The organism is Pseudoalteromonas spongiae UST010723-006 (genome assembly GCF_000238255.3).
Lineage (GTDB): Bacteria > Pseudomonadota > Gammaproteobacteria > Enterobacterales > Alteromonadaceae > Pseudoalteromonas > Pseudoalteromonas spongiae.
Map to the genome: position 1 here is coordinate 1 of NZ_CP011040.1, position 19,863 is coordinate 19,863.

General features: G+C 39.3%; 21 protein-coding genes and 1 pseudogene. 11 read left to right on the plus strand and 11 right to left on the minus strand.

Features of this window, described 5'->3' with window-relative positions:
* Positions 1-160: 160 nt before the first annotated feature.
* From PSPO_RS14510 to PSPO_RS14525, 4 genes are all read left to right on the plus strand, one after another.
* Positions 161-1,396, plus strand: a complete 1,236-nt coding sequence (locus PSPO_RS14510) for an AAA family ATPase (RefSeq protein WP_010558444.1) — start codon at positions 161-163, stop codon at positions 1,394-1,396.
* Positions 1,397-1,409: 13 nt separating this feature from the next.
* Positions 1,410-2,378: a ParB N-terminal domain-containing protein gene (locus PSPO_RS14515; RefSeq protein ID WP_010558443.1), complete on the plus strand. Its 969-nt coding sequence runs from the start codon at positions 1,410-1,412 to the stop codon at positions 2,376-2,378.
* A 194-nt stretch (positions 2,379-2,572) separates the two neighbouring features.
* Positions 2,573-5,725 (plus strand): DEAD/DEAH box helicase, encoded by a 3,153-nt coding sequence (locus PSPO_RS14520; RefSeq protein ID WP_021033047.1) that lies wholly within the window; start codon positions 2,573-2,575, stop codon positions 5,723-5,725.
* A gap of 230 nt (positions 5,726-5,955) precedes the next feature.
* Positions 5,956-6,771 (plus strand): BrxR family transcriptional regulator, encoded by an 816-nt coding sequence (locus tag PSPO_RS14525; protein ID WP_010558441.1) that lies wholly within the window; start codon positions 5,956-5,958, stop codon positions 6,769-6,771.
* 13 nt (positions 6,772-6,784) lie between these two features.
* Here PSPO_RS14525 and PSPO_RS14530 read toward each other — a convergent pair whose 3' ends face one another.
* Entirely contained in the window at positions 6,785-7,027 is a 243-nt protein-coding gene (locus PSPO_RS14530) for a hypothetical protein (RefSeq protein ID WP_010558440.1), read from the minus strand.
* 262 nt (positions 7,028-7,289) lie between these two features.
* On the opposite strand from PSPO_RS14530, the gene PSPO_RS14535 reads away from it, so the two are divergent.
* The 4 genes and pseudogenes from PSPO_RS14535 to PSPO_RS14550 all read left to right on the plus strand — a co-directional run bounded on the left by PSPO_RS14535 (position 7,290) and on the right by PSPO_RS14550 (position 9,993).
* Positions 7,290-8,648 carry a DNA recombination protein RmuC gene (locus PSPO_RS14535; protein WP_010558439.1) on the plus strand — a complete coding sequence of 453 codons (1,359 nt, stop codon included), beginning with the start codon at positions 7,290-7,292 and terminating at the stop codon, positions 8,646-8,648.
* Positions 8,649-8,869: 221 nt separating this feature from the next.
* Positions 8,870-9,079: a DUF3465 domain-containing protein gene (locus tag PSPO_RS14540; protein WP_010558438.1), complete on the plus strand. Its 210-nt coding sequence runs from the start codon at positions 8,870-8,872 to the stop codon at positions 9,077-9,079.
* A gap of 254 nt (positions 9,080-9,333) precedes the next feature.
* Positions 9,334-9,525: pseudogene (locus tag PSPO_RS14545) on the plus strand (DUF3465 domain-containing protein); the annotation flags it as partial.
* 177 nt (positions 9,526-9,702) lie between these two features.
* Positions 9,703-9,993, plus strand: a complete 291-nt coding sequence (locus PSPO_RS14550; RefSeq protein ID WP_010558436.1) for a hypothetical protein — start codon at positions 9,703-9,705, stop codon at positions 9,991-9,993.
* A 206-nt stretch (positions 9,994-10,199) separates the two neighbouring features.
* On the opposite strand, the gene PSPO_RS14555 is transcribed toward PSPO_RS14550, so the two are convergent.
* A complete protein-coding gene (locus tag PSPO_RS14555) occupies positions 10,200-10,961 on the minus strand; it encodes a DUF4097 family beta strand repeat-containing protein (RefSeq protein ID WP_010558435.1) in 762 nt (253 codons plus the stop codon).
* A 312-nt stretch (positions 10,962-11,273) separates the two neighbouring features.
* Here PSPO_RS14555 and maoP point away from each other — a divergent pair, with 312 nt between their 5' ends.
* The gene (gene maoP, locus PSPO_RS14560; protein ID WP_010558434.1) at positions 11,274-11,612 is read left to right on the plus strand and encodes a DUF413 domain-containing protein; all 339 of its coding nucleotides are present in this window, start codon (positions 11,274-11,276) and stop codon (positions 11,610-11,612) included.
* Positions 11,599-11,745 carry a hypothetical protein gene (locus tag PSPO_RS21685; protein WP_158523453.1) on the plus strand — a complete coding sequence of 49 codons (147 nt, stop codon included), beginning with the start codon at positions 11,599-11,601 and terminating at the stop codon, positions 11,743-11,745. The genes maoP and PSPO_RS21685 overlap by 14 nt, the downstream gene beginning before the upstream one ends.
* 60 nt (positions 11,746-11,805) lie before the next feature.
* Here the strand turns inward: PSPO_RS21685 and PSPO_RS14565 are convergent, their stop codons facing one another.
* Together PSPO_RS14565 and PSPO_RS14570 are read right to left on the minus strand one after the other, a co-directional pair.
* Positions 11,806-12,375, minus strand: coding sequence for a GNAT family N-acetyltransferase (locus PSPO_RS14565; RefSeq protein ID WP_010558433.1), 570 nt, complete (start codon positions 12,373-12,375; stop codon positions 11,806-11,808).
* A gap of 26 nt (positions 12,376-12,401) precedes the next feature.
* Entirely contained in the window at positions 12,402-12,803 is a 402-nt protein-coding gene (locus PSPO_RS14570) for an MAPEG family protein (RefSeq protein WP_010558432.1), read from the minus strand.
* A 310-nt stretch (positions 12,804-13,113) separates the two neighbouring features.
* Here PSPO_RS14570 and PSPO_RS14575 point away from each other — a divergent pair, with 310 nt between their 5' ends.
* Positions 13,114-14,265 carry a capsular polysaccharide export protein, LipB/KpsS family gene (locus PSPO_RS14575; RefSeq protein ID WP_010558431.1) on the plus strand — a complete coding sequence of 384 codons (1,152 nt, stop codon included), beginning with the start codon at positions 13,114-13,116 and terminating at the stop codon, positions 14,263-14,265.
* A 76-nt stretch (positions 14,266-14,341) separates the two neighbouring features.
* On the opposite strand, the gene PSPO_RS14580 is transcribed toward PSPO_RS14575, so the two are convergent.
* From PSPO_RS14580 to PSPO_RS14610, 7 genes are read right to left on the minus strand one after another with little or no spacing between them, the layout of a single operon-like run.
* On the minus strand, positions 14,342-14,782 hold the full coding sequence (locus tag PSPO_RS14580) for a DUF2799 domain-containing protein (RefSeq protein WP_010558430.1): 441 nt from the start codon (positions 14,780-14,782) through the stop codon (positions 14,342-14,344).
* A 9-nt stretch (positions 14,783-14,791) separates the two neighbouring features.
* On the minus strand, positions 14,792-16,174 hold the full coding sequence (locus tag PSPO_RS14585; RefSeq protein WP_010558429.1) for a tetratricopeptide repeat protein: 1,383 nt from the start codon (positions 16,172-16,174) through the stop codon (positions 14,792-14,794).
* 3 nt (positions 16,175-16,177) lie between these two features.
* Positions 16,178-16,876 carry an energy transducer TonB gene (locus tag PSPO_RS14590; RefSeq protein ID WP_010558428.1) on the minus strand — a complete coding sequence of 233 codons (699 nt, stop codon included), beginning with the start codon at positions 16,874-16,876 and terminating at the stop codon, positions 16,178-16,180.
* On the minus strand, positions 16,877-17,284 hold the full coding sequence (locus PSPO_RS14595) for an ExbD/TolR family protein (protein WP_010558427.1): 408 nt from the start codon (positions 17,282-17,284) through the stop codon (positions 16,877-16,879).
* A complete protein-coding gene (locus tag PSPO_RS14600) occupies positions 17,272-17,679 on the minus strand; it encodes a MotA/TolQ/ExbB proton channel family protein (RefSeq protein WP_010558426.1) in 408 nt (135 codons plus the stop codon). The genes PSPO_RS14595 and PSPO_RS14600 overlap by 13 nt, the downstream gene beginning before the upstream one ends.
* Before the next feature lie 4 nt (positions 17,680-17,683).
* Entirely contained in the window at positions 17,684-18,973 is a 1,290-nt protein-coding gene (locus tag PSPO_RS14605) for a MotA/TolQ/ExbB proton channel family protein (protein ID WP_010558425.1), read from the minus strand.
* Entirely contained in the window at positions 18,973-19,767 is a 795-nt protein-coding gene (locus PSPO_RS14610; protein ID WP_010558424.1) for a DUF3450 family protein, read from the minus strand. Before PSPO_RS14610 ends, PSPO_RS14605 begins: the two co-directional genes overlap by 1 nt.
* Between the last annotated feature and the right edge of the window lie 96 nt (positions 19,768-19,863).

Consider the following 19,863-nt stretch of genomic DNA (forward strand, 5'->3'; position numbering starts at 1 on the left):
ATTTAACCACCTTTAAACTTATTTTTTATTCTTTAAGTAAAATTATCACGCAATAAAACAGTATTTTTTTCTTTCAATTAAAACGATGTCGTCATAGAATAGTGAAAACAGCAAATTTAATGGACATTTGCATATTACACGTAAGTGTTAAGGTTTAGCTATGACAATCACTCAAAATGCGTTAAGTACCTATAAGCTATTAAAGGCCACTGCAAAAGTAGCTGAGGAATCTCTTGAAGGGCGTATTCAACATTATCGCGCTCATATTAAGACAGATGAAAAAGAATTAAGAACGTATACGCAAAAAGCAGCTGCGGACTTATTAGGATGTAACAACCGCACGCTTAAACGTCGTCATGACCAAGGCGATTTTGACCACCTTGATATTAAGAAAGGAGCAAATGGTCATTATGCTTATACACTAAGTAATATTTATCAAATGGCCGATATCTTAGGTATTCCTGCAGATAATCGCACTGAAGGTGATAAATTACAGGTTATTGTTGTTAACTCCTTAAAAGGTGGCTGTGGTAAAACCACAAGTCTCGTTAATATTGCTGCTGCATTAGCAACAACAAATATTAAACGCTACCGCATAGGTATTATTGATCTTGACCCACAAGGATCCTCTACAAGCTTCTTTCCACCAGCAGAGCCTGAGCCAATTACCGTTGGCGATCTGATGCGTGATTGTATTGATCTTGAAGACGGTGAGACATGGGCTGATGTAGTATCAAGTGCATTTGCGCCGACGCATATCCCCAATATTCGCTTTTTACCGTCAGGTATGGACGACTTCTACTTTGAGCACGAAACTGCAACAGAGTTAAAAGAAGGCAAAGGGTATGAAGAATCACAGCATTATCATAAGTTGCTCGATAAAGTGATTAAGCCCGTGGAAGATCAATTCGATATTATTTTGATCGACACAGCACCATCACTTAATTTTATGTTTTACAACGCATTAATGGCATCAACATCAATGTTAATACCGGTTCACCCAGAAGCGGTCGATTTTGACGCTAACAACAAGTACTTAAAGCGTTTAGGTGAAATTTATCATACGGTTGCGGCATTGGGTCATAACGGTTGGGACTTTATGCAGTTCTTGGTAACTAACTATGTCAAAGGCAATCACTCACAGCGCGATATTGTTAAAGATGTACGTAGTGCGTTTGGCCGTCAGGTGATGAGTTATCCGATTAATCATAGCTCTGCAATTACCGCAAGTTCCTCGTCTTTCAATACAATTTTCGATCAAAAAACATCTGACAGTCTCGCCAGTCGCGAGTCTTTAATAAAATCACAAGAAAACATCAAAGATGTGGTTGATGAACTAGAAATGTTGATCCGTTCAAACTGGTCGTCAACACAATGTCAGTTAGAAACAGCTTAATTTAGGTTTTACAATGGCAAAGAAACGTAAGAATGATACTCGCATCGATCCATTTGCAACAACAGTGGAGTCGAGCAGTTTAGACGCTTTATTAGAAAACGCACAAGCCGGTGATCAGATCACTATGCCTGCACCATCGGATCCTAACCGTGAAATTAAACTGTACTGCAAACTGATCAAAAATGCAGATATTGCAAAAAGTACAGACGTTTATGGTAAAAACCGCCGTGTACAAGCGTTACTGAACGAAAAGTCAGTCGCTGATATTATTACAAGTATCAAAAGTGATGGCCGCAACCAACACCCTGCCCTTTGTTGGCAACAAGGTGAACAAGAAGTGGTACTGGCAGGATCGCGTCGTCGTAAAGCGTGTATGATCTCTGGCAGTGATTATCTGGTACTCAGCTCGCCAGATTTTACAGATGAAGATGCGAAAATTTTAGCGGTGTCATCTGATCAGTACATTGCGCCAAGTTTATGGGAACTAGGCCAAGCTTACGCACAAACAAAACACGATTTAATTGCTGAAGGGCGTAAAGGCTCTTACCGTGAACTGGCTGAAATTGAAGGTGTTTCGCACACAGCGATAGCTGATGCATTGAAAGCCTATGAAAAACTGCCACAAGAAGTATTATCGCTTTACCCTACTGCAAACCATGTAGGCCGCGAAGTCGCTAAAAAGTTAATTGATGCCCGCGAAAAAGATCCGCAACAATTTGCAGAAAAAGTGGCTGACGTTAAACAGCGTTTAGCTGAACTCGCGCTTGATACTGATGATAAAACAGCTCTAGCAATTACTCGTGAATTAACGTACGCAGAGCCTGTTAAATCAAGCGCTCGTCAAAATATCGATATGGGCAATAGCTACATTAGCGCGCAAAAACACGAAAAGAGCGGTGATGTCGTGATTAAAATTGATAATCGCGTACTGACCGACAAACGTTTGGAGCAATTAACTAAGCTACTTGCTAACTTTAACTAGGTTAGTTGCTAACGTTAACCAAGTACAACTCGCAATAACGAGTAGTCACTTACACTAAAAGCGTGTTTACAGCCCTGTAAGCGCGCTTTTTGATGTCAATTTTTAACCATTCGCTAATCGATATCATAAATTCGTCATAAATCCCCAGAATTCGCTTTGCCCGCAAGCTAAATAACCATATACTGGCAGAATTATTGATTTTTTATAGCCCCGATATGTCACAGCGCTTGTCAAAAAACGATTTACTCGCCTTATTTGATGAAATAAAAAACGAGGAGCTGGCCAGTTTTCCACTAACTGAGTCATTCTTAAAACGTTTTTTTAAGCCTGCAGTGTTCAATAAAGCGAAAGATTACCTTAGTCATGACCTTGTCTTATGGCGTGAGGCCACCGAAGGCTTTAAATCAATCAATGGTGAAGTAGCTAACCAAGAAGGCGAGACTTTCTACCCACAAGCAACCATCAAACAACTTAATGGCCAACCTAAAGTAACCACATCGTGTTCGTGTCGTTTAGGGCAAAAATGCGAACATATTGCGGCAGTGTTCTTATCATTAAAAACCGAGCACTCGGGTGAATTTGGCAAGAACTACTTACTGCATGACTGGTTTACGCGGTTAGAGTCGCTGAAATCAAAATCTGAAAAGCACGCGCCTAATGTGCTGTTATTTAGTTTAGAGAAAAATGGCGACGACATCGTGTTATTGCCTAAAATCGCCCCGCGTAGCGAAAATCAGTACGGATTAGGTCGTGCACTTACAGCCAAACAACTGAGCTCGCAGGTCACACCAAAAGATCTCGATGAAAAAGACTTTCGACTATTTAGTTGGATCCGATCGCAAAATACGTTAGGTAAACTGACGCTACATGGTGAATGGGGCGCGTTGGCACTGGCAAAACTCGTTGAAACTAAGCGCTGTTATTGGGGCGATGAGCGCACTCCGCTTAGCTTAATTCATAAAGAGCCACTGGCTATAGATTGGCAAGAAAACGATTTGGGGGCTGAACTTAAATTAAGCATTAATACTCACCAAAATTGGGTATTAGTACCGACCACACCACCCTATTTTGTTGATTTAGAAACAAAACAAGTTGGTGAAATAGATACCAGTCTTGCCAGTGACGAAATGAGCTTATTACTGACCATGCCTGCGGTTGAAAAAAGCAGTTACGCCCAAGCACAGGATAAACTTAACGGTTTGTACGGTTTTGGCTTTGTGCCCTATTTGGTTGACAGCGACAGCCAATCAACCACCCCACAGCCTTGCTTACGTTTTGAATTAGTGGACGAACTGCCAACACTCGCCCTTAGTTTTAATTACAAAACAGCCGTGCACAATGGCGCGTTTGAAAACACGTGTATTAATCAGCTTAACAACTATGGCTTAGAGCTTGTTTCTAGCGAAGCTAATACGCGATACTTTCGTTTTCCACCGGCCAATGAAAACCAAGTGCAATGGCACTGGTTTATCAATGAAGTATGCGATGAACTAAAGAGTCATTTGTGGAAAGTAAGCGAGCCGACTAAAAAGTTACACATGCCGTCAGAGGCAAAGTTAGTTGCCAATTTATCGCGTGTTGCAAATAACAAACTGCAACTTGATGTTAATTTCTCGGTTGATCAGCTAGTACTTGATTTTAATTTGTTGCGAGAAAAAGCGGCGTTAATCAATAACAAAGCGAACAAAGATTATTACATAAACTATCACCAAGACCGTTGGCTTGTGGTAAGCCGCAGCGATGCGCTAAATCTAAAACAGGTGATTGATCAGTATTATGGTGAAAAACGCTGGCCTAAGCGTTTTACCTTGCCATTGTCGGCGCTTACGTTGCTGCGTGTGTGCGATAGCGCAATGTTTATCATCGAAGATAAGCAACTATCTGAATTGTTTTATCTAGAGCACAGTGAGAGCAGTCTTACGGCAAGCTTACCAAACGGCCTAAACGCCACGCTACGCGACTATCAGTTAAAAGGTCTGGCTTGGCTACAGTTTTTAGAGAAACACGGTCTAGGTGGCATTTTGGCTGATGATATGGGCTTAGGTAAGACGATTCAGGTACTTAGCTTCTTACTCAGCCAAAAAGAAGCAAAACGCAGTACTTTGCCTAGTTTAATTATTTGCCCAACCAGTTTGGTAAACAACTGGCTGCTTGAAGCTGAAAAGTTTACACCTGATTTAAAGCTGGTTGCCGTTCAAGGCGCGAATCGTAAAAAGCTGTTAGCTAAAGCGGCAACGGCCGATGTGGTCATCACCAGCTTCCCATTGTTATTGCGCGATCATGAACACTATTTACAGATGCACTTTGGCAATATTATTTTGGATGAAGCGCAAACCATTAAAAACTACCAATCAAAAGTATCGCGCTTTGCTAAGTCATTGAAAGGTGATTTTCACTTGTGCTTAAGTGGCACGCCGGTAGAAAACAATTTATCTGAACTTAAATCGTTATTTGACTTTGCTATGCCGGGGTTACTTGGCAGTACCGCATATTTTAAAAACCATTTTCAACAACCCATTGAGAGAGAAAACAATGCGTATCGCGCCGAGCAATTAAACGACATTATTGCCGGATATGTACTGCGCCGAACGAAAGCGGAAGTTGCTAAAGAACTTCCAGCTAAGTCGGAAATGGTAAAAGTGATTGAGCTTTGCGATAGCCAAAAATCACTATATCAAAAAGTCAGTGAGCAAATTGAATCAAAAGTTAAATCGATCTTTGAAGCCGGTGAGCAACAAGCTAGTAAGCTACTGTTTTTAGAGTCGTTATTAAAACTTAGGCAAATATGCTGCGATCCGCGACTAATCAGTAAGTCTACTGATCCAGACGAAGCAATTAACAGCGCTAAATTAAACTATTTAGCTAATACACTGCCTGAAATGTTAAAAGAGGGGCGAAAAGTCATTATTTTCAGCCAATTCACCAGCATGCTGTCGCTTATTGAGCAAAAGCTTAGCGAAATTGGTATCGATTATAGCCTACTAACAGGCCAAACTCGCCATCGTCAAAAAGCCATTGATAAGTTTCAGCAAGGCGATGTCAGCGTGTTTTTAATTAGCTTAAAAGCCGGTGGTACAGGGCTTAATTTAACCGCTGCTGATACCGTAATTCACTACGACCCTTGGTGGAATCCAGCGGTTGAGCGCCAAGCAACCGACCGCGCTTATCGTATTGGCCAAGATAAACCGGTTTTTGTTTATAAACTGATTTGCCAAAACAGTATTGAAGAAAAAGTACAGCGCATGCAGCAAGAAAAAGCCGCATTAGCCGAGCGCTTTTTCGATAGCAATAGCCACGGTTTTTCTGATTTTAGTGAACAAGATCTACTGCAATTAATTGGATCGTAATTTTTTTAAATAAATTTGAACTTAACGAAAAACGGTAAGTCTATTACTACAGATGACATGTTGACTTTGCTGTTGTTGTCTCAATCCATCCCTGGATTAAATGATTTCCCGTTGATTACTAAGTTAGTAATTTTTGGCCAGCCCCATTAAACAATGTGGCTGGCTTTTTTCATTTTATTTGGTCAAAATAGTTTCAAATAATAAAAATTGCGTCATCAAAGGCATACACAATGCGCTGGGAAGATATAAAACGCTATCAAGTAATTGAAGCGCTTTTATTATGGGAAGGTAAGCTAAATGCTCGCCAACTTATGGATTACTTTGAAACGAGCCGCCCCACGGCACAAAAATACATTTCAGAATACAAGCAGCTTAATCCAACTGGATTTGAGTTTGTGAGTCAGCAACGTGCACACATTGCCAATGCCGATTTTACGCCGCAATTTATTGATTTAGAATTCTCAAGCTATCACGCGCTTTTTAACACTCAAGGCGAGCATGCGGTGACATCGCTTGTTGAAACATTACCGCAGGTACACCGCAATATTAGCCCGCAATTAGTCAGGCCTATCCTGCAAGCAATCCGCTATCAATTGCGTTTAGATATCGGCTATATTTCACTTTCTAGCCCTGAATTTGAAGACCGAATTATTCAGCCCCACAGCTTAGTGTTTGATGGTACACGTTATCATGTTCGTGCGTTTTGCGAGAAAAACCAAGACTATCGCGATTTTGTGTTGTCGCGTTTTTCCGGAGAATTCGCATTTGAGGGAGAAGCCACGTTTGATGAAGCGCATGATACGCTGTGGCAAACTGAAGTTACGCTCGTGGTGTGTCCGGATCACCGTTTAACTGAGTTGCAAAAAAAGGTGATTGCACACGATTACCAAATGACAGAGCAAAAGTTAGCACTTAAAACTCGCGCCGCTTTGTTAAAATATTTGCTACAACATTTACGACTGGATATTTACCAAGCGGCCGCTGAGCAGCAGCAAATCGTGATCGATCCTGAATGTCGAAAACTGCTTGCACCATACATTAACTAATTCTAAACGCATATTAAAAAGCCATAAGGGTTAAATATGGGATCATTAATATACCAACAAAAGTAACCGCACCCAGAGCGTTACTTTGCAATAAGGCTAAAAGCTGCTGATTTCGGGCTGTTCTCGCTTCGGAACATTGTTTTACTAACTCTGAAATTTGGTACTCTTTTACTGCGCTTTTTATTAATTGCTGCTCTACTTTTAAGAGTTTTTTATAGCCGTTTTGTGCGCTTAAAAAATTATCTAATGTATTCATAATAAAGCCTTTTTATAATTCAATTCGTTTGCTTAAGGTTATTAAAGCCAACTTTTATTTAAAAATAAATAGACTGATTTTTGACCTGTAAAAGATGTTTACAGATCACTTTTTTACTAGCCAATAAACCACTTTTTTACTTACTCAATGGCAATGTGGGTGTAAAAAAGTTTTACAGGTAGTGATGTAAATAATTGATTTGTGTGCGGCATAAATGGCAAAAAAGGTATACTAATCACGTCTTTTCAAATAGGAATCGCTTATGCAAGCCTTGTTAAACCAACCTGAAATAGTGATCACAGCGTTTTTATGTCTTTTTGTGGTGTTTTTAGTGACTATTTTGGTGACTGTAGGTCGTTCTAAAAACAAAACTGCTTTGCTACAAGCCCAGTATTTACAAGAAAAAGCAGGATTAGAAGAAAAACTGGCAGATCTTGCAAAAGCCTCAGATCAAAATTTTACCAACTGGCAACAAGAGCAAGAACGCACCAATCAACTGCGTATTAAGTACAGTGCATTGCAAACACGCCTTACTGAGCGTGAACACAGCTACCAGCAGCAATTAGCGAGCTTACAAGATGCTAAAACTGAACTTAAAAAAGAATTTTCATTGCTTGCTAATCAAATATTTGAAGAAAAAGGACAAGCGTTTAAATCGTTAAACCAAGAGAGCGTGTCTAACTTACTAAAGCCAATGCAAGAAGAGCTCAGAGGCTTTAAACAAAAAGTTGAAACCATTCATAGCGAAGAATTAAAACAGCGCTCAGAACTAAAAACAGAACTCGTGCATTTGCAAAAATTGAATCAAGCCATTACTTCACAGGCTGAGCAACTTACAACTGCATTACAAGGACAAAAGAAAACCCAAGGAAATTGGGGCGAATTAATGCTAGAGAATGTACTAGAAAGTGCCGGACTTCGCGTTGGTGACGACTACCAACGCGAATTTCATGTTAAAGCGTTGGAAGGAAATTACCGACCTGATGTGGTGGTATTTTTACCACAAAAGCGTCATTTGGTCATTGATGCTAAAACGTCGTTGAATGCCTACACTCAATATGTAAATGCAGACAATGAACTGGTTGCAGAGCAAGCATTAAAACAACATGTAATGGCCGTAAATGCACGCATCGAGGAACTTGCAAGTAAAGGATATGACAAACTACCAGGCTTAAATTCACCTGAGGTGGTGATTTTATTTATGCCAATTGAATCGGCCTATGTTGAAGCATTGAAATACCAACCGGACCTTTATCAACGTGCTATCGAAAAGAATATTTTAGTGGCTACGCCAACGACCCTTTTAACAAGCATGAATATTGTGCGCCAATTATGGCGTTTTGAAGAGCAAAGTAAGCATAGCGCTGAACTCGCGCAGCGTGCAGAACGTTTTTATACTAAGTTAAATGGCTTTTTAACCAGTATGCAAGGCGTTGGTAAAACTCTTGATAAAGCAAAAGAAGGTTACGACCGCGCATTTGCACAGCTTTACTCTGGCAAAGGTAACTTAATTAAACAAGCTGCTGAATTTAAAGAACTAGGCGTAGCTGTACAAAAAGAACTGCCAAAAGAACTCATTGAGAAGGCCGAACTTGAATTAAATTTTGAGCAAAGTGAGTAAGTTATAAAAGTACTAAGGGGAAGTGTAAATCCCCTTTACAGTTTTAAATGGTTTGCCAAAACCACCAATAATGTGTCATTTTCAGTAAATAACTTTGTTGACAGTTAAACTTTAAATGTAATTTCTGGATTTTTGAAACGCAAAGGCCAACAAACAGGCTTCGTCAAAAAGCACATTAATTTTATACTCACTCTTTCTAGTAGTAACTCAAAGGATTGAAAATGAAACACTTCACTGCCCTTTTATTAGTTGGTTTTTTCTTAACCGCTATCAACCTACACGCAAATGATCGTCAGCTCAGTAACGCTTATAAAAATCAGCAAAGTGATATACAAGTTAAAGGTTCAGGCACAGTGTTACGTGTTTTGCCTGATGATAATAATGGCTCAAGACACCAAAAATTTATTTTGCGTTTAGCTAGAGCGTGGTGACATTTACGGTCTAAATTCTGTTCAAATCCAAACCGTTTTGATCGCGGCGTCGCTTAGTAGGCCTAGTGGGCTAAGTCAAAAAGTGGCAACAAAGAGCATAACGGTTTGGGTTGAACCTTACAGGCAGCGCGTGTTTGGCATTTATGCTGCGTTATCGCTCATTTATGTAGAATAACTACACCACAATCGCTCTGCCTTGTCTAAATGTCAAACAAACTGCTGCAGAAACAGACTGTAAACGTTACCACGCTCTAAAAACCCTACTCGTTGCACATAATATTGATTTAGCGCCGCGCATTTCGAACTTAAAAGTGGGTGATAAGGTAGAGTTTTACGGTGAATATGAGTGGACTAAAAAAGGTGGCGTGATGCACTGGACACACAAAGATCCGCGAAATAAACATGCTCACGGATGGCTTAAACATAAAGGCAAAGTTTACGAGTAAAAGACTTGAAAATAGGATTAATCACTACCTAATGTATTGTAAACGCGAGATATTATGAGTATATCTTGCATATTAGCTAGTTATACACTTGCTTTTTTAAAAGTGATTTTCATCGGTTTTGACTACAAACACCTTATCATTTGATAAGTATTTATTTCACTAAAGGAGTTGTGAATTATGGATAGCTTTACAGAATTTGAACTTGTAATGATAGGCTTAACAGCTTTACCAGTACTTATTTATTTTTGTTCACCTCTGCAATCGCTATTTGAAAAGGCCGCTCGTGGTGGAGGTGTGTCTATTGTGGTGTTACCTTTTTCTTTATCATGGATTTTAAGTGGTTATGCCGCTGAAAGTGATATTTTTAGGTATGTTATGTTGAGTTTTGGCTTCTGTTTTTTCACCGTATTCTATGGCGCAGGCGTGGCTTTACTTTTAAAAGAGAAACGAAAAAAACGTACACAATAAAAATGCAAACTATGTAACTGTGTTGGTTTAATATCAAACCTTACTCGTTTTGGGATTGTTCTAGTGCGCGAAACGCTTGCTTTAGTATATTTATAATAACTTGGCTGTTAGGTTTGAACGATAAAATGGAGCAAACCTAACAGCACAACAGGCATGAAATAGTATAAAGGGGGTTTACACTTCACCTGCTAGTTAGTGGAACCCGTTTAATCGATTTTAACTTCACCTTTTACATTATCGATATTTAAATCGCCAGAACCATCGTCTTCAACAATCAATCCACCCGCACCGTTTACGGTAATATCGCCGGAGCCATCATCTACTTTAACTGTGCCCGTAACATTTCTAACAAGTAAATCACCTGAACCATCTTCAATGGTGACTGCACCTTTGGTGTTTTCAACCTGGGTATCACCCGAGCCATCGTCAATTTCAACGTCACCTTGAATATTGCTTATGTAAAGTGAGCCAGAACTGTCGTCGACGTATACTGATTTACCGCCATCAATGGTTAAGTCACCAGAGCTATCGTCTACCTTAATGGTGTTACTTAAGCCGTTGATTGTAACATCGCCAGAGCTATCATCGAGTTCGAGTGCTAGCTTGCTTGGCATGGTGATGACAAGGTCGATGCTATGCCCTTGGTTGATGTGAATACGTAAACCATCTTGAATATCGTGTATTGCAACGAGTTTTGCAGTATCACCAGATTGGGTTAAAGAAAGTTCGTAATTTAGATCTTCGCTGGTATAAATGTCGGCATTCACTGTAATTTTATCGCTGCTGTCTGAGCCTATAATTTTAAGTGACCCAGCACCAGTTTCGGCGATAAGTGTAGACAATTGACTTGCGTTTAGCACTAATTCTCGCTCGATGTGAGTATCTGCAGAATTGGTGTTTCCACCGATATGCACAATACAACCTGAAAGCAGTGTTGCCATGGCAATTGCTGAAAATGTTCTATACATGATGTTCCCTTCTAATGAATTATTTTTATTATTCATTGTCGTGTTGAGTGACTAATAGCAATTTAAAGCAATCACTAGGCCAAAATTTAACTAATTGAATAATAAGGTTTTATTCTTATTTAATAAAATAAAGAAAACAATCAAACGAATTATTAGTAATTTTTGCCATTCGAACTTTGTCATTTTGACCAACTATGCGCGTTCACGCCATATTTACTGTATTGAATGTTTTTTAAAAGTGTCATTTATCTTTCATATTTGTTGGCTAGTTTTATCGCCGAATAACAGCCCCAAATATAAGAGAATATTGTTATGACAAACACGATCCGCGCTGGACGACGAAAGTTTTATGACGATGAGCATTTTGCCGGTGGCATTGAGCGTTCTGGCTTTTTTACTATTTCTGAGGCTAATTTTTTAGTTGAATACGGTGACACATTGAATGGGCTAAGCGCAGGTAATTTAAATCCTGAATCTGCTGCTGAATCGGAATTTGTGGCCTGTATGCAGTCTAATATTGCCTCTAACAGCTATGAAGTAAAGCTCTGGCGAAAATACATAAAAGCTGTTCACAGCGTAACGCACAGAGCCAGTGCGAATAGTTCACGTACAGAACAACATTATTCATTTGAGGGATATGATGAAGCGTAGTTTGCAACAAGATAGCTATTTAGAAAAAACAAAAGTTGGCCGAAAATCAAAGCGCGATAAGCTGAAAGCCAAATTTGACAATAAAAATAAGCGTAAAAAATTTGATGATCATGACTGGGATGATCGCGATTAATAAAAGCGCTTAATCTTTGATGATAATTGCGGCCCGAGTTAGCTTTCTGGCCGCTCTTATTTAACGTGGCGTAAACTCGGGCTTTAGTAAACCAAAGCACGTTAAATCGTGATATTGGTTTTTCCAAAAACCACTTGCACGGCGGATCCCCTCTTGTTTAAAGCCAAGCTTTTTAAGCACTGATTCAGACGCGCCATTACCCAACATGGTATCAGCCTGAATGCGATATAGTTCACCAAATGGTGAGTTGTCTGAATAAACTAGTGTAATAATCGCGTTTAACGCTTCGGTGGCATACCCTTTTCCCCAATGATCACTAGCAAATTCATAACCAATCACTGTATTGTGCATTTTTGAATTAAACGAATTAAAACCACATGTGCCAATTAGCTCGCCAGTTTCTTTGAGGCGAATAGCCCAACGAATGCCCTCCTGCTGTTTAAATCGTTGATTAAAGAAATCTATTAAATCAAGAGATTGCTGCTTGGATGTAAATGCTTCAATATTATAAAACTTAACCACAGCTTGATCTGAAAAAATCGAAAATAACCTATCGTTATCATCGATTGTTAGTGTGTCTAGTGTTAATCGTGATGTGTCTAAATTTGGAAATTGTAGATTAGTCTGCATTAGTACTCCTTGTTTCTTTGCACGGGTTACGCTATTTGAATGAGCAAAATAACCCACATTGACAGCACTGACATCACAGCACCCCAAAACGTTAACATGCGATGTAGTACATTGTTATAGGTAAGGTGTACAAAGGCCTGTAACGTTCTAAAAGTAACAAAACTCCAAGCCAAGGTGAGCGCTAAGCCATTCGTAATTTCTAGGCTCACAAACAAGGTAGAGACAACATAAAATAATACCGGTACTTCGAACATGTTGTTAAAGCAACGCGTTGATGTGGTTAATTTTTCGGGCACGTCTTGGCCTTCCATTGTGCGATAATATTTAATTTTCACGCTGCCATTTTTAACGCTTTTAATACGAGTGGTAACGGCCACAATACCAACGGCAAACGTTAATAAAACCATTCCAAACATTGCATAGATCATACAGAGCCTTTTATTTGTTTAAGTATTTAATTCTGATTTGAAAGATCGTTTATCTTACTTATTCTGATTCCTTTTGTAACACAGAGGCGACTACGAAATACATCGCTTTTTACTGTGAAACACTTTTGATATTCAATGCGATATATATTTTGAGTAAAGTCAGGAGAGTATTGGGGACTTTATATCCATGTGATTTAAATTTTCGAGGTCTAGCGTCAGTTACAGTAATTCCGTTTTACACGTTTGTAGCTTAATCATTTCGTCACACTTCTTTCATACACTGCGCTAAAAAGTCAGATTCTTTATTTTTATGCGTATTTTATTTGTATCTCGAAATAGCAGTCATGCTAAATATTACCGAAAATTAGTAGGTAAGCTGAACCTAGACGCGCAACTTCATGTAACTGGTTGGCCGCGTTTAGGGGCGTTGAAACACACAAAACATTTGGCGAATTTTGATAGTAATGAAATGTTAGCGCATCATTTATTAAGGAAAAAAGCGCGTCATCCCGCATTATTCTCATCAAAGCTTGTTTGTCAGGTATTTCGTGGGTACTTAAAAGCAGTAGAAACGTTACGCTTTTTAAAATTTATCGATTTATTTCAAGCAGTGCAGCCAGATAAAGTGGTTGTTTGGAACGGTAAAAAGCTACCAAATCAAACTGTGGTATGCGCCGCTGAGTGTTTAAATATTCCGGTAATGTTTTTTGAAAATGGCTTAGTACCTAACACTACATGCTTAGATCCCAAGGGAGTAAACTATTTATCGAGTTTGCCAAAGCTGCCAGAATTTTATTTAGAACGGGAACTTTCAGGGGTTGCACTCGCAGCGATAGAACAAGCAAAAAACCATAAAAATCGCACTATCGATAGCGCGGAAGTAGCACTTCCTGAACACTATATTTTTGTGCCATTTCAAGTACCAAACGATACTCAAGTAGTGGTTCATTCACCCTGGATCAAGAGTATGGAGCAGCTGTTTTGGCAAGTAATGCAAGCGATTGATGCGTTGCCACAAAGTAACCTTAAAGTGGTATTTAAAGAGCACCCTAACTGGCCAAAAAAATTCACGCATTTACATAAAGCACATGATAAAGCGATATTTGCCAATGGCGTAAAAGCGTCGGAATTGATAAAACGGGCTGAGGCGACAATTACCATTAATTCAACCGTTGGATTAGAAACCTTGCAGCTAGGCGGTAAGCTTATTACGCTAGGTAATGCCTGTTACGCTCTGCCTGGCATGGTATTACCCGCAAATTCGCAGCAACAACTTGTTGAACAATTGAAAGAAATCAACAGTTGGCAACCTAATACACGGTTAATTGAACGTTTTCTTGATTATGTAAACGGGGTTTACGCTATTCCACAAGCATGGCGTCGCGCCGATAAAAAACACATCAAAGCGATAGAGGCAAGAATTCTAGGAGCCGATGAGTTTTCGCTAAAAAATCAAATATAAGAGTAAAAGCAGTTAGTTTCGATTAGGTGGTAGTGTCTGTGTTAATACATACACAGACACTAAGGATAGGGTCTTCTTATCGTTCCATCGCTTCGGTTAATTTGCGTTGATTCGCTCTATCAAGTTCTCGTTGTTGACGCTCGGCATTAAGCTGTTTCTCTTTTCGTTCTTTGCTACCAATTTTATAACCTTTTTCGAATGCAGAGCGCATTTCAAAAGGACAAATTTCATTTGTTTGTAGGCCTTCTTGACCGAGTTTATAGCCATTCTCATACATACAGTATTCTTTTAAGCCATTAGTGTAGCCTGTGATAAATAACTCTTTCGCATCACCTGGCATATTGCTACCGCATTGGGTTTGGTAACTATCAAATTTGCGAACATTTTTACCACTTTGACTTGTTTCATAACCAAGTGTTTTCCAATCGGTATTGGCATTACAGATCGCTTGTTCATCTGTTGAAGCACAGCCCGTTAATAGGCCGAGTAATATAATTGTAGTTATTTTAGTTTTCATTTTCTGTCCCTAACTTTGTGTGTGTTGTGCTTTTGTAATTAGAATATTCTCTAAAATGTCTATTTGCTGTCTGATCCCCTGGGTTGACGGATAGCGTGTAGCAACACTTTTTAACACGGACAAGGCAGCTGCAAAGTTTTGCAGATCTACATACATTTGTGCTCTGCTGAGCATGGCTTGTTTTTGTGTTTTGTCTAACGCCTCAGCCCTTAAGAGTAACGTTTCAGCTTGGGTAAATTGCTTTTGACTCGCTAAAAAATCAGCGTAAGCAATGAGCATTTCACCATGATTAGGATTAAAGTTAAGTGCTTGCTGAAAGTCCTTTTTAGCTGATTCGAGTTGTTGATTTTCTTGTGAAATCTTCGCGCGGTGCAGCAGTATTACACTTTTGGTTTTGTTATCGAAAGTAGCGAACTTAGTTTCAAGAGTATCGATAATGTGCTGGCTTTGCGAGTTGAGTCCACGCTGTGAGAGCCAAGTTAAATAGGTATTTAGGCTTGCTAGATCAAGTTTGTAGTTTGATAAATGCGTATTAATTAACTCAACAGCCCTGTCAAAGCTATCAAGTTGTAAATGCAGTTGTGCAGCAGTCTTTAGATTAGATTCTCGATTATCTCCTAATAAGATAGCCAATTCGAGCGCACTAAGTGCACCAAGACTATCATTTTGTTCGAGTTTTAGTACTGCTTGGTTTAACCATAAACTACTTTTATTTGGTGATTTTGCAATAAGATCTGACAGTAAAGCTTCTGCAGCTTGATACATTTTTGCTTCGGTAAGTGCAACAAATAAACCTTGTTGCCATTGCTCTCGTTCAGGTTCAATGGCTAATGCTTGTTGATATGCGCTTATAGCAGCATACGCGCCAAATTGGGTTAAATTTAAGTAGGCAAGTTGACCATAAATTACAGCGTCATTAGCGCCTAATGCCACTGCTTTCGCAAAATAACTGCGCGCTTTCTTATATTGCTTTTGAATGAGGAAAAGCTGCCCTAAGTCACTATGAGCACGCACTAACTGTGGACTTCGGTTTAGAGCTACCTGATATGCTTTTTCAGCTTTTGAGTATTCTTCTAGAGCAAAATATAGTTGCGCTTTAAGCATTATCATCGCGACACTGAGCTCTATATCGTAGAAAGCTTCAAGCTCTTTGAGTACTGCCTGTTTTTTGCCTTGATCTAGCATTGAGCGAAGCCTTTCTGCTGTTTCAAGTTCTTCTGGTGCTACGGTTGCTTCTCGTTCCCTAAATGGACCAGAAAATTGTGGCAAAACGAATGTGGGTTGATCTACCTCAATCTGGAATTCATTGGGTAATACGTTAGTCGCCGCATTAATCTGTGCTGTTGTTAGCGAAAAGCTTGCGGCAATTATAATTTTATTGATTGTTTTCATGGGTTATCTGCCGTGGTTGAAATGAATGCCATAAAGATAAATTGCTTGTACTGGACGACCATCTTTTTTAGGGATACTAAATCTCGCTTGATTAACCCAGTTTCGGATAACTTCCTCCATCTCAGGGTAAACAGAATCAGTAATACGTTTGACGAAAGGTTTGCCCGATTGATCAATAATTAGCTCAACTTCAGTCGAAACACGCGTTATGCCTTTTTTACGCACAGATTTGGGGATAGGGAAGAATTTCTGTTTTATCACTTTGGGTACACTGTCTAGTTTTTCTACTGCCATTAACGGCATATCGAGCGCAAGGCGCTGTTTTATAATATTTGCATCAATAGTGAAGGTTGGCACATCTAGCGACTTTACTTTCGCGAGTGTCATTCGGGGCTTATCGGCATAATTGACTTTTGGGCCGGCCCCTAACCCTGCGATATTTAGACTTGTTTGGGCGACTTCACTGCTTGTTGCTGATGTTTTTAGCTGTGGCGGCGGAGGTGGTGGTGGAGTAGGCAAGGCGACATCTATTTTACGCACAGATAAAACTTGCTCGGGTTGCTTTGGGGTTTGTTTTAGATAATGCAGTAATATTACGAGCAGCGTCACCATAGAGATGCTAATTAGCCAAGGCAGCACTGTATTCGCTGTCATTTTAAGTGTTGTATCAGTTGTTGTATCAGTGTGGGTAAGCACAGCCATTTACATTGCCTCTGTCGCTAAGCTTATACTGTCAATACCTGCAAGCTTGGCTTGGTCAATTACTTTCACTAACAATTCAGTTGGAACACGCTTATCAGCTTGAATAACTAAAGGTTTTGTTTGCGTGCGGTCGGCTTGCATCAACGTTGAACGGACGCCTGCAATGCCGATATTTGTTCCGGCATACATCACTTGCCCGGTTTCGGTAATTGCTAACATAAGTACTGACTTTTCAAGCTGCTGGCTTGAAACTGCACTTGGTTTATCCACTTCGACTCCCGTTTCTTTAACAAATACGGTAGTGACGATAAAGAAAATTAATAAAATAAAAACAACGTCAAGTAATGGTGCAAGGTCGATATCTTGGCTTTTTGATTCTTCAATTTTTTGTTCGATTAATGAGCGCATTTTTCCTCCACTTTCCAAGTTACTGTTTTGCTTTTTAACAAGCTGTGAAGTAATACGCCAGGCACCACAAATACCAGCCCAAGTTGTGTGGTAAACATTGCTGTAGCTATGCCGCCACTGACCATTTCTTGCATGTCCAGCCCGTTATTGATCGACATAAAATTAAAGGTACTGAGCAAGCCACTGATGGTGCCTAATAGGCCCAGTAAAGGAAGCGACGCAAGTAGCGTCTTTAATGAACCTAACCAATATTGACACCGTGCATACCAGTGCTGATTTTTTTGCATAAAAAACAACAAAGAAAGTAATTTTCCATAGCTAAAAAATGCAACAGCAAGTAGCGCCCACACTACAGCATTATTGAAAAGTTTTAGGTAAACAGATATTTCACTCATATTGTTAAAACGCGTGTTTACTTAGTTGAACTGCGCTGGTTTCCAATCGTGCGTTATGGCTTTTCGCTTTGCGGCTAAGAAGTGCACTTAAAATTAGCGATGGTATTGCGACAATTAAGCCTAGTTCTGTTGTCACCAGTGCTTCAGAAATACCACCAGAGACTGTTGCTGCATCTCCGGTACCGAATGTATTCATCATCATAAAGGTATTGATCATACCTGACACAGTTCCCAATAACCCTAATAGCGGAGCAATAGCCGCCGATGTGGCAACGATGCCTAAATAGTTTTCAACCTGATAGCGATAACGCATTAAAAATGCGACTAATTGGTCATCACGTTTATCTGAGATGGGATGGGTTTTCGCGATATCTATAAGCTGTAATTCTGTTTTTGAAAATAGCTGTTGGTAACTCGTATCGTTTACGACATGCTGTTTTACACGGTCGATAAAATCGAGTCGTACTTTAGGTAAACTAAACAGCTGAATGCTTTTAATTAAAGCAACAATCAGCGATAGCCCACCAAAGAATAAAATTGGAAAAGCCCACACTCCGCCTTTTTCAATATGGCTAATTAAACCTTGTTTATTTTGTTGCAGTTTTGCTGCGTTACCTAATGTGGGATCAAATGTGATTTGGGCTAAACCCGTTTGCTTTAACTGCTGTAATTGTGCGATGTCTTGGTCATTGTAAACCCCTTTTACAAGGTTCGGCATTGCCTGATTTGCACTGTGCTCAATTAATCCACCTTTATTAATATCTGCGTTAAATGCTAAAGATACAGGGCCCAAATCTAACCTATTAAATTGATTTACTTGTCCCATATCGTCAACAATTTGTGATTGTTGCCAGCTTGGAATGAGTGAATTCGTTAACTGAGATTCTAGCTTCGAAAATATCGTGTCTGAGATAATTAGGTCGCCATTGCTATCTCGATAGTTACTAAGTAGTTCGCCTTTTTGTTCAAAATAGCTTTGTAGTAATAATTTTTGGTAATTATCCTGTGCTTGCCATTTAACAACGCGGTCAGCTAATTTTTCGACACTTAATGTTTGTTCGTCGGCTACTCGCTGAATTGCAGCAGCTTGTTTTCGAAGTGCTTTTACTTCGTTAAGTGCCTTATTTATTTTATTTTGGTAACTTAGCGTACTGTTATTAATCTGGTTTTCTAGTTGGTTTAATTGCTGTTTTGACGTCGCAATTTTATTAATTATTTGCTGATTTATCGCTTCTTCGCTTTGACCGTTGAATGCTAACAGTAAAAATGAACAACCTAAGATCAATCGTAACATTACAATAACTCCTTTTTAATCGGCGCAATTGCTAGCGGAGCTTGAATAAAAAATGCATTAGTTGGCTTTTCAAGCATATTTTGAATTTCTAGTAGTTTGTCTCTAAGTTGCTCTTGTGATTGTTCACCTACTAGTTGTAAGGCATCGTTACCGTGATACCATTGCCAACCTGTTTGTTCTACGCGACCGACACCAACAGATTGATTGTTTTTACTGATATACCATGCGTAAGAAAGACCTAAATACATTTGGTTGACTAAAAGTTCGTCAGAGCCATTATTACTGGGTATTGTCATACTGGTATTGTTGATTGCAATGCGTTGATTAAACTCATCAGCAGATTTGAACATGCTTAGGAGCTTTTCCAATTTTTCACTATTCGAAAGTGATGTTTGTTGGTAGGTGTTCAACTTAGACTGCCAGTCTTGTTGAATTGGCGGCGGAAGCAGAGGCGCAATGCGATTAGCAAATAGATATGTTTTTTCTAACGCTTTTTGTATCGTGGTTTGATTACTCTCGAACTGTACTTGCTGCTCGGTAAGCGCAAGACGCTTTGCATCAACTTCGCTTCTCGCTGCGTTTGCGTTTTTTAATAGTTTTTTTAATGACGCTTTTTCCTGATTAAGCAATACAAGCTGATTTTTCAAGGCTTGCTCGTTACTTTGCCAAGCAAGTTGTAACTTTCCTTTTTGACTTTCTATTTCAAGCCAATGCTCTATAAGTTCTATGTTATTTTCGCTTGCATGTACATAAGACAGCGCTGTCAAAAGTGATGCAAAAAAAAGCAACTTCATTATTTTGCCTAATTATTGTTTTTGAATTTATTACCTAAAATTACATATATTTCACAAAAAACAAACAATTATGTGATAAGCGGCATTAAAAAGTGC

What these genes read in the sequence shown, in the direction of transcription:
- PSPO_RS14510 (WP_010558444.1), top strand. Translation starts at nt 161, where the DNA reads ATGACAATCACTCAAAATGCGTTAAGTACCTATAAGCTATTAAAGGCC.
- PSPO_RS14515 (WP_010558443.1), top strand. Translation starts at nt 1,410, where the DNA reads ATGGCAAAGAAACGTAAGAATGATACTCGCATCGATCCATTTGCAACA.
- PSPO_RS14525 (WP_010558441.1), top strand. Translation starts at nt 5,956, where the DNA reads ATGCGCTGGGAAGATATAAAACGCTATCAAGTAATTGAAGCGCTTTTA.
- PSPO_RS14530 (WP_010558440.1), bottom strand. Translation starts at nt 7,027, where the DNA reads ATGAATACATTAGATAATTTTTTAAGCGCACAAAACGGCTATAAAAAA.
- PSPO_RS14535 (WP_010558439.1), top strand. Translation starts at nt 7,290, where the DNA reads ATGCAAGCCTTGTTAAACCAACCTGAAATAGTGATCACAGCGTTTTTA.
- PSPO_RS14540 (WP_010558438.1), top strand. Translation starts at nt 8,870, where the DNA reads ATGAAACACTTCACTGCCCTTTTATTAGTTGGTTTTTTCTTAACCGCT.
- PSPO_RS14550 (WP_010558436.1), top strand. Translation starts at nt 9,703, where the DNA reads ATGGATAGCTTTACAGAATTTGAACTTGTAATGATAGGCTTAACAGCT.
- PSPO_RS14555 (WP_010558435.1), bottom strand. Translation starts at nt 10,961, where the DNA reads ATGTATAGAACATTTTCAGCAATTGCCATGGCAACACTGCTTTCAGGT.
- maoP (WP_010558434.1), top strand. Translation starts at nt 11,274, where the DNA reads ATGACAAACACGATCCGCGCTGGACGACGAAAGTTTTATGACGATGAG.
- PSPO_RS21685 (WP_158523453.1), top strand. Translation starts at nt 11,599, where the DNA reads ATGATGAAGCGTAGTTTGCAACAAGATAGCTATTTAGAAAAAACAAAA.
- PSPO_RS14565 (WP_010558433.1), bottom strand. Translation starts at nt 12,375, where the DNA reads ATGCAGACTAATCTACAATTTCCAAATTTAGACACATCACGATTAACA.
- PSPO_RS14570 (WP_010558432.1), bottom strand. Translation starts at nt 12,803, where the DNA reads ATGATCTATGCAATGTTTGGAATGGTTTTATTAACGTTTGCCGTTGGT.
- PSPO_RS14575 (WP_010558431.1), top strand. Translation starts at nt 13,114, where the DNA reads ATGCGTATTTTATTTGTATCTCGAAATAGCAGTCATGCTAAATATTAC.
- PSPO_RS14580 (WP_010558430.1), bottom strand. Translation starts at nt 14,782, where the DNA reads ATGAAAACTAAAATAACTACAATTATATTACTCGGCCTATTAACGGGC.
- PSPO_RS14585 (WP_010558429.1), bottom strand. Translation starts at nt 16,174, where the DNA reads ATGAAAACAATCAATAAAATTATAATTGCCGCAAGCTTTTCGCTAACA.
- PSPO_RS14590 (WP_010558428.1), bottom strand. Translation starts at nt 16,876, where the DNA reads ATGGCTGTGCTTACCCACACTGATACAACAACTGATACAACACTTAAA.
- PSPO_RS14595 (WP_010558427.1), bottom strand. Translation starts at nt 17,284, where the DNA reads ATGCGCTCATTAATCGAACAAAAAATTGAAGAATCAAAAAGCCAAGAT.
- PSPO_RS14600 (WP_010558426.1), bottom strand. Translation starts at nt 17,679, where the DNA reads ATGAGTGAAATATCTGTTTACCTAAAACTTTTCAATAATGCTGTAGTG.
- PSPO_RS14605 (WP_010558425.1), bottom strand. Translation starts at nt 18,973, where the DNA reads ATGTTACGATTGATCTTAGGTTGTTCATTTTTACTGTTAGCATTCAAC.
- PSPO_RS14610 (WP_010558424.1), bottom strand. Translation starts at nt 19,767, where the DNA reads ATGAAGTTGCTTTTTTTTGCATCACTTTTGACAGCGCTGTCTTATGTA.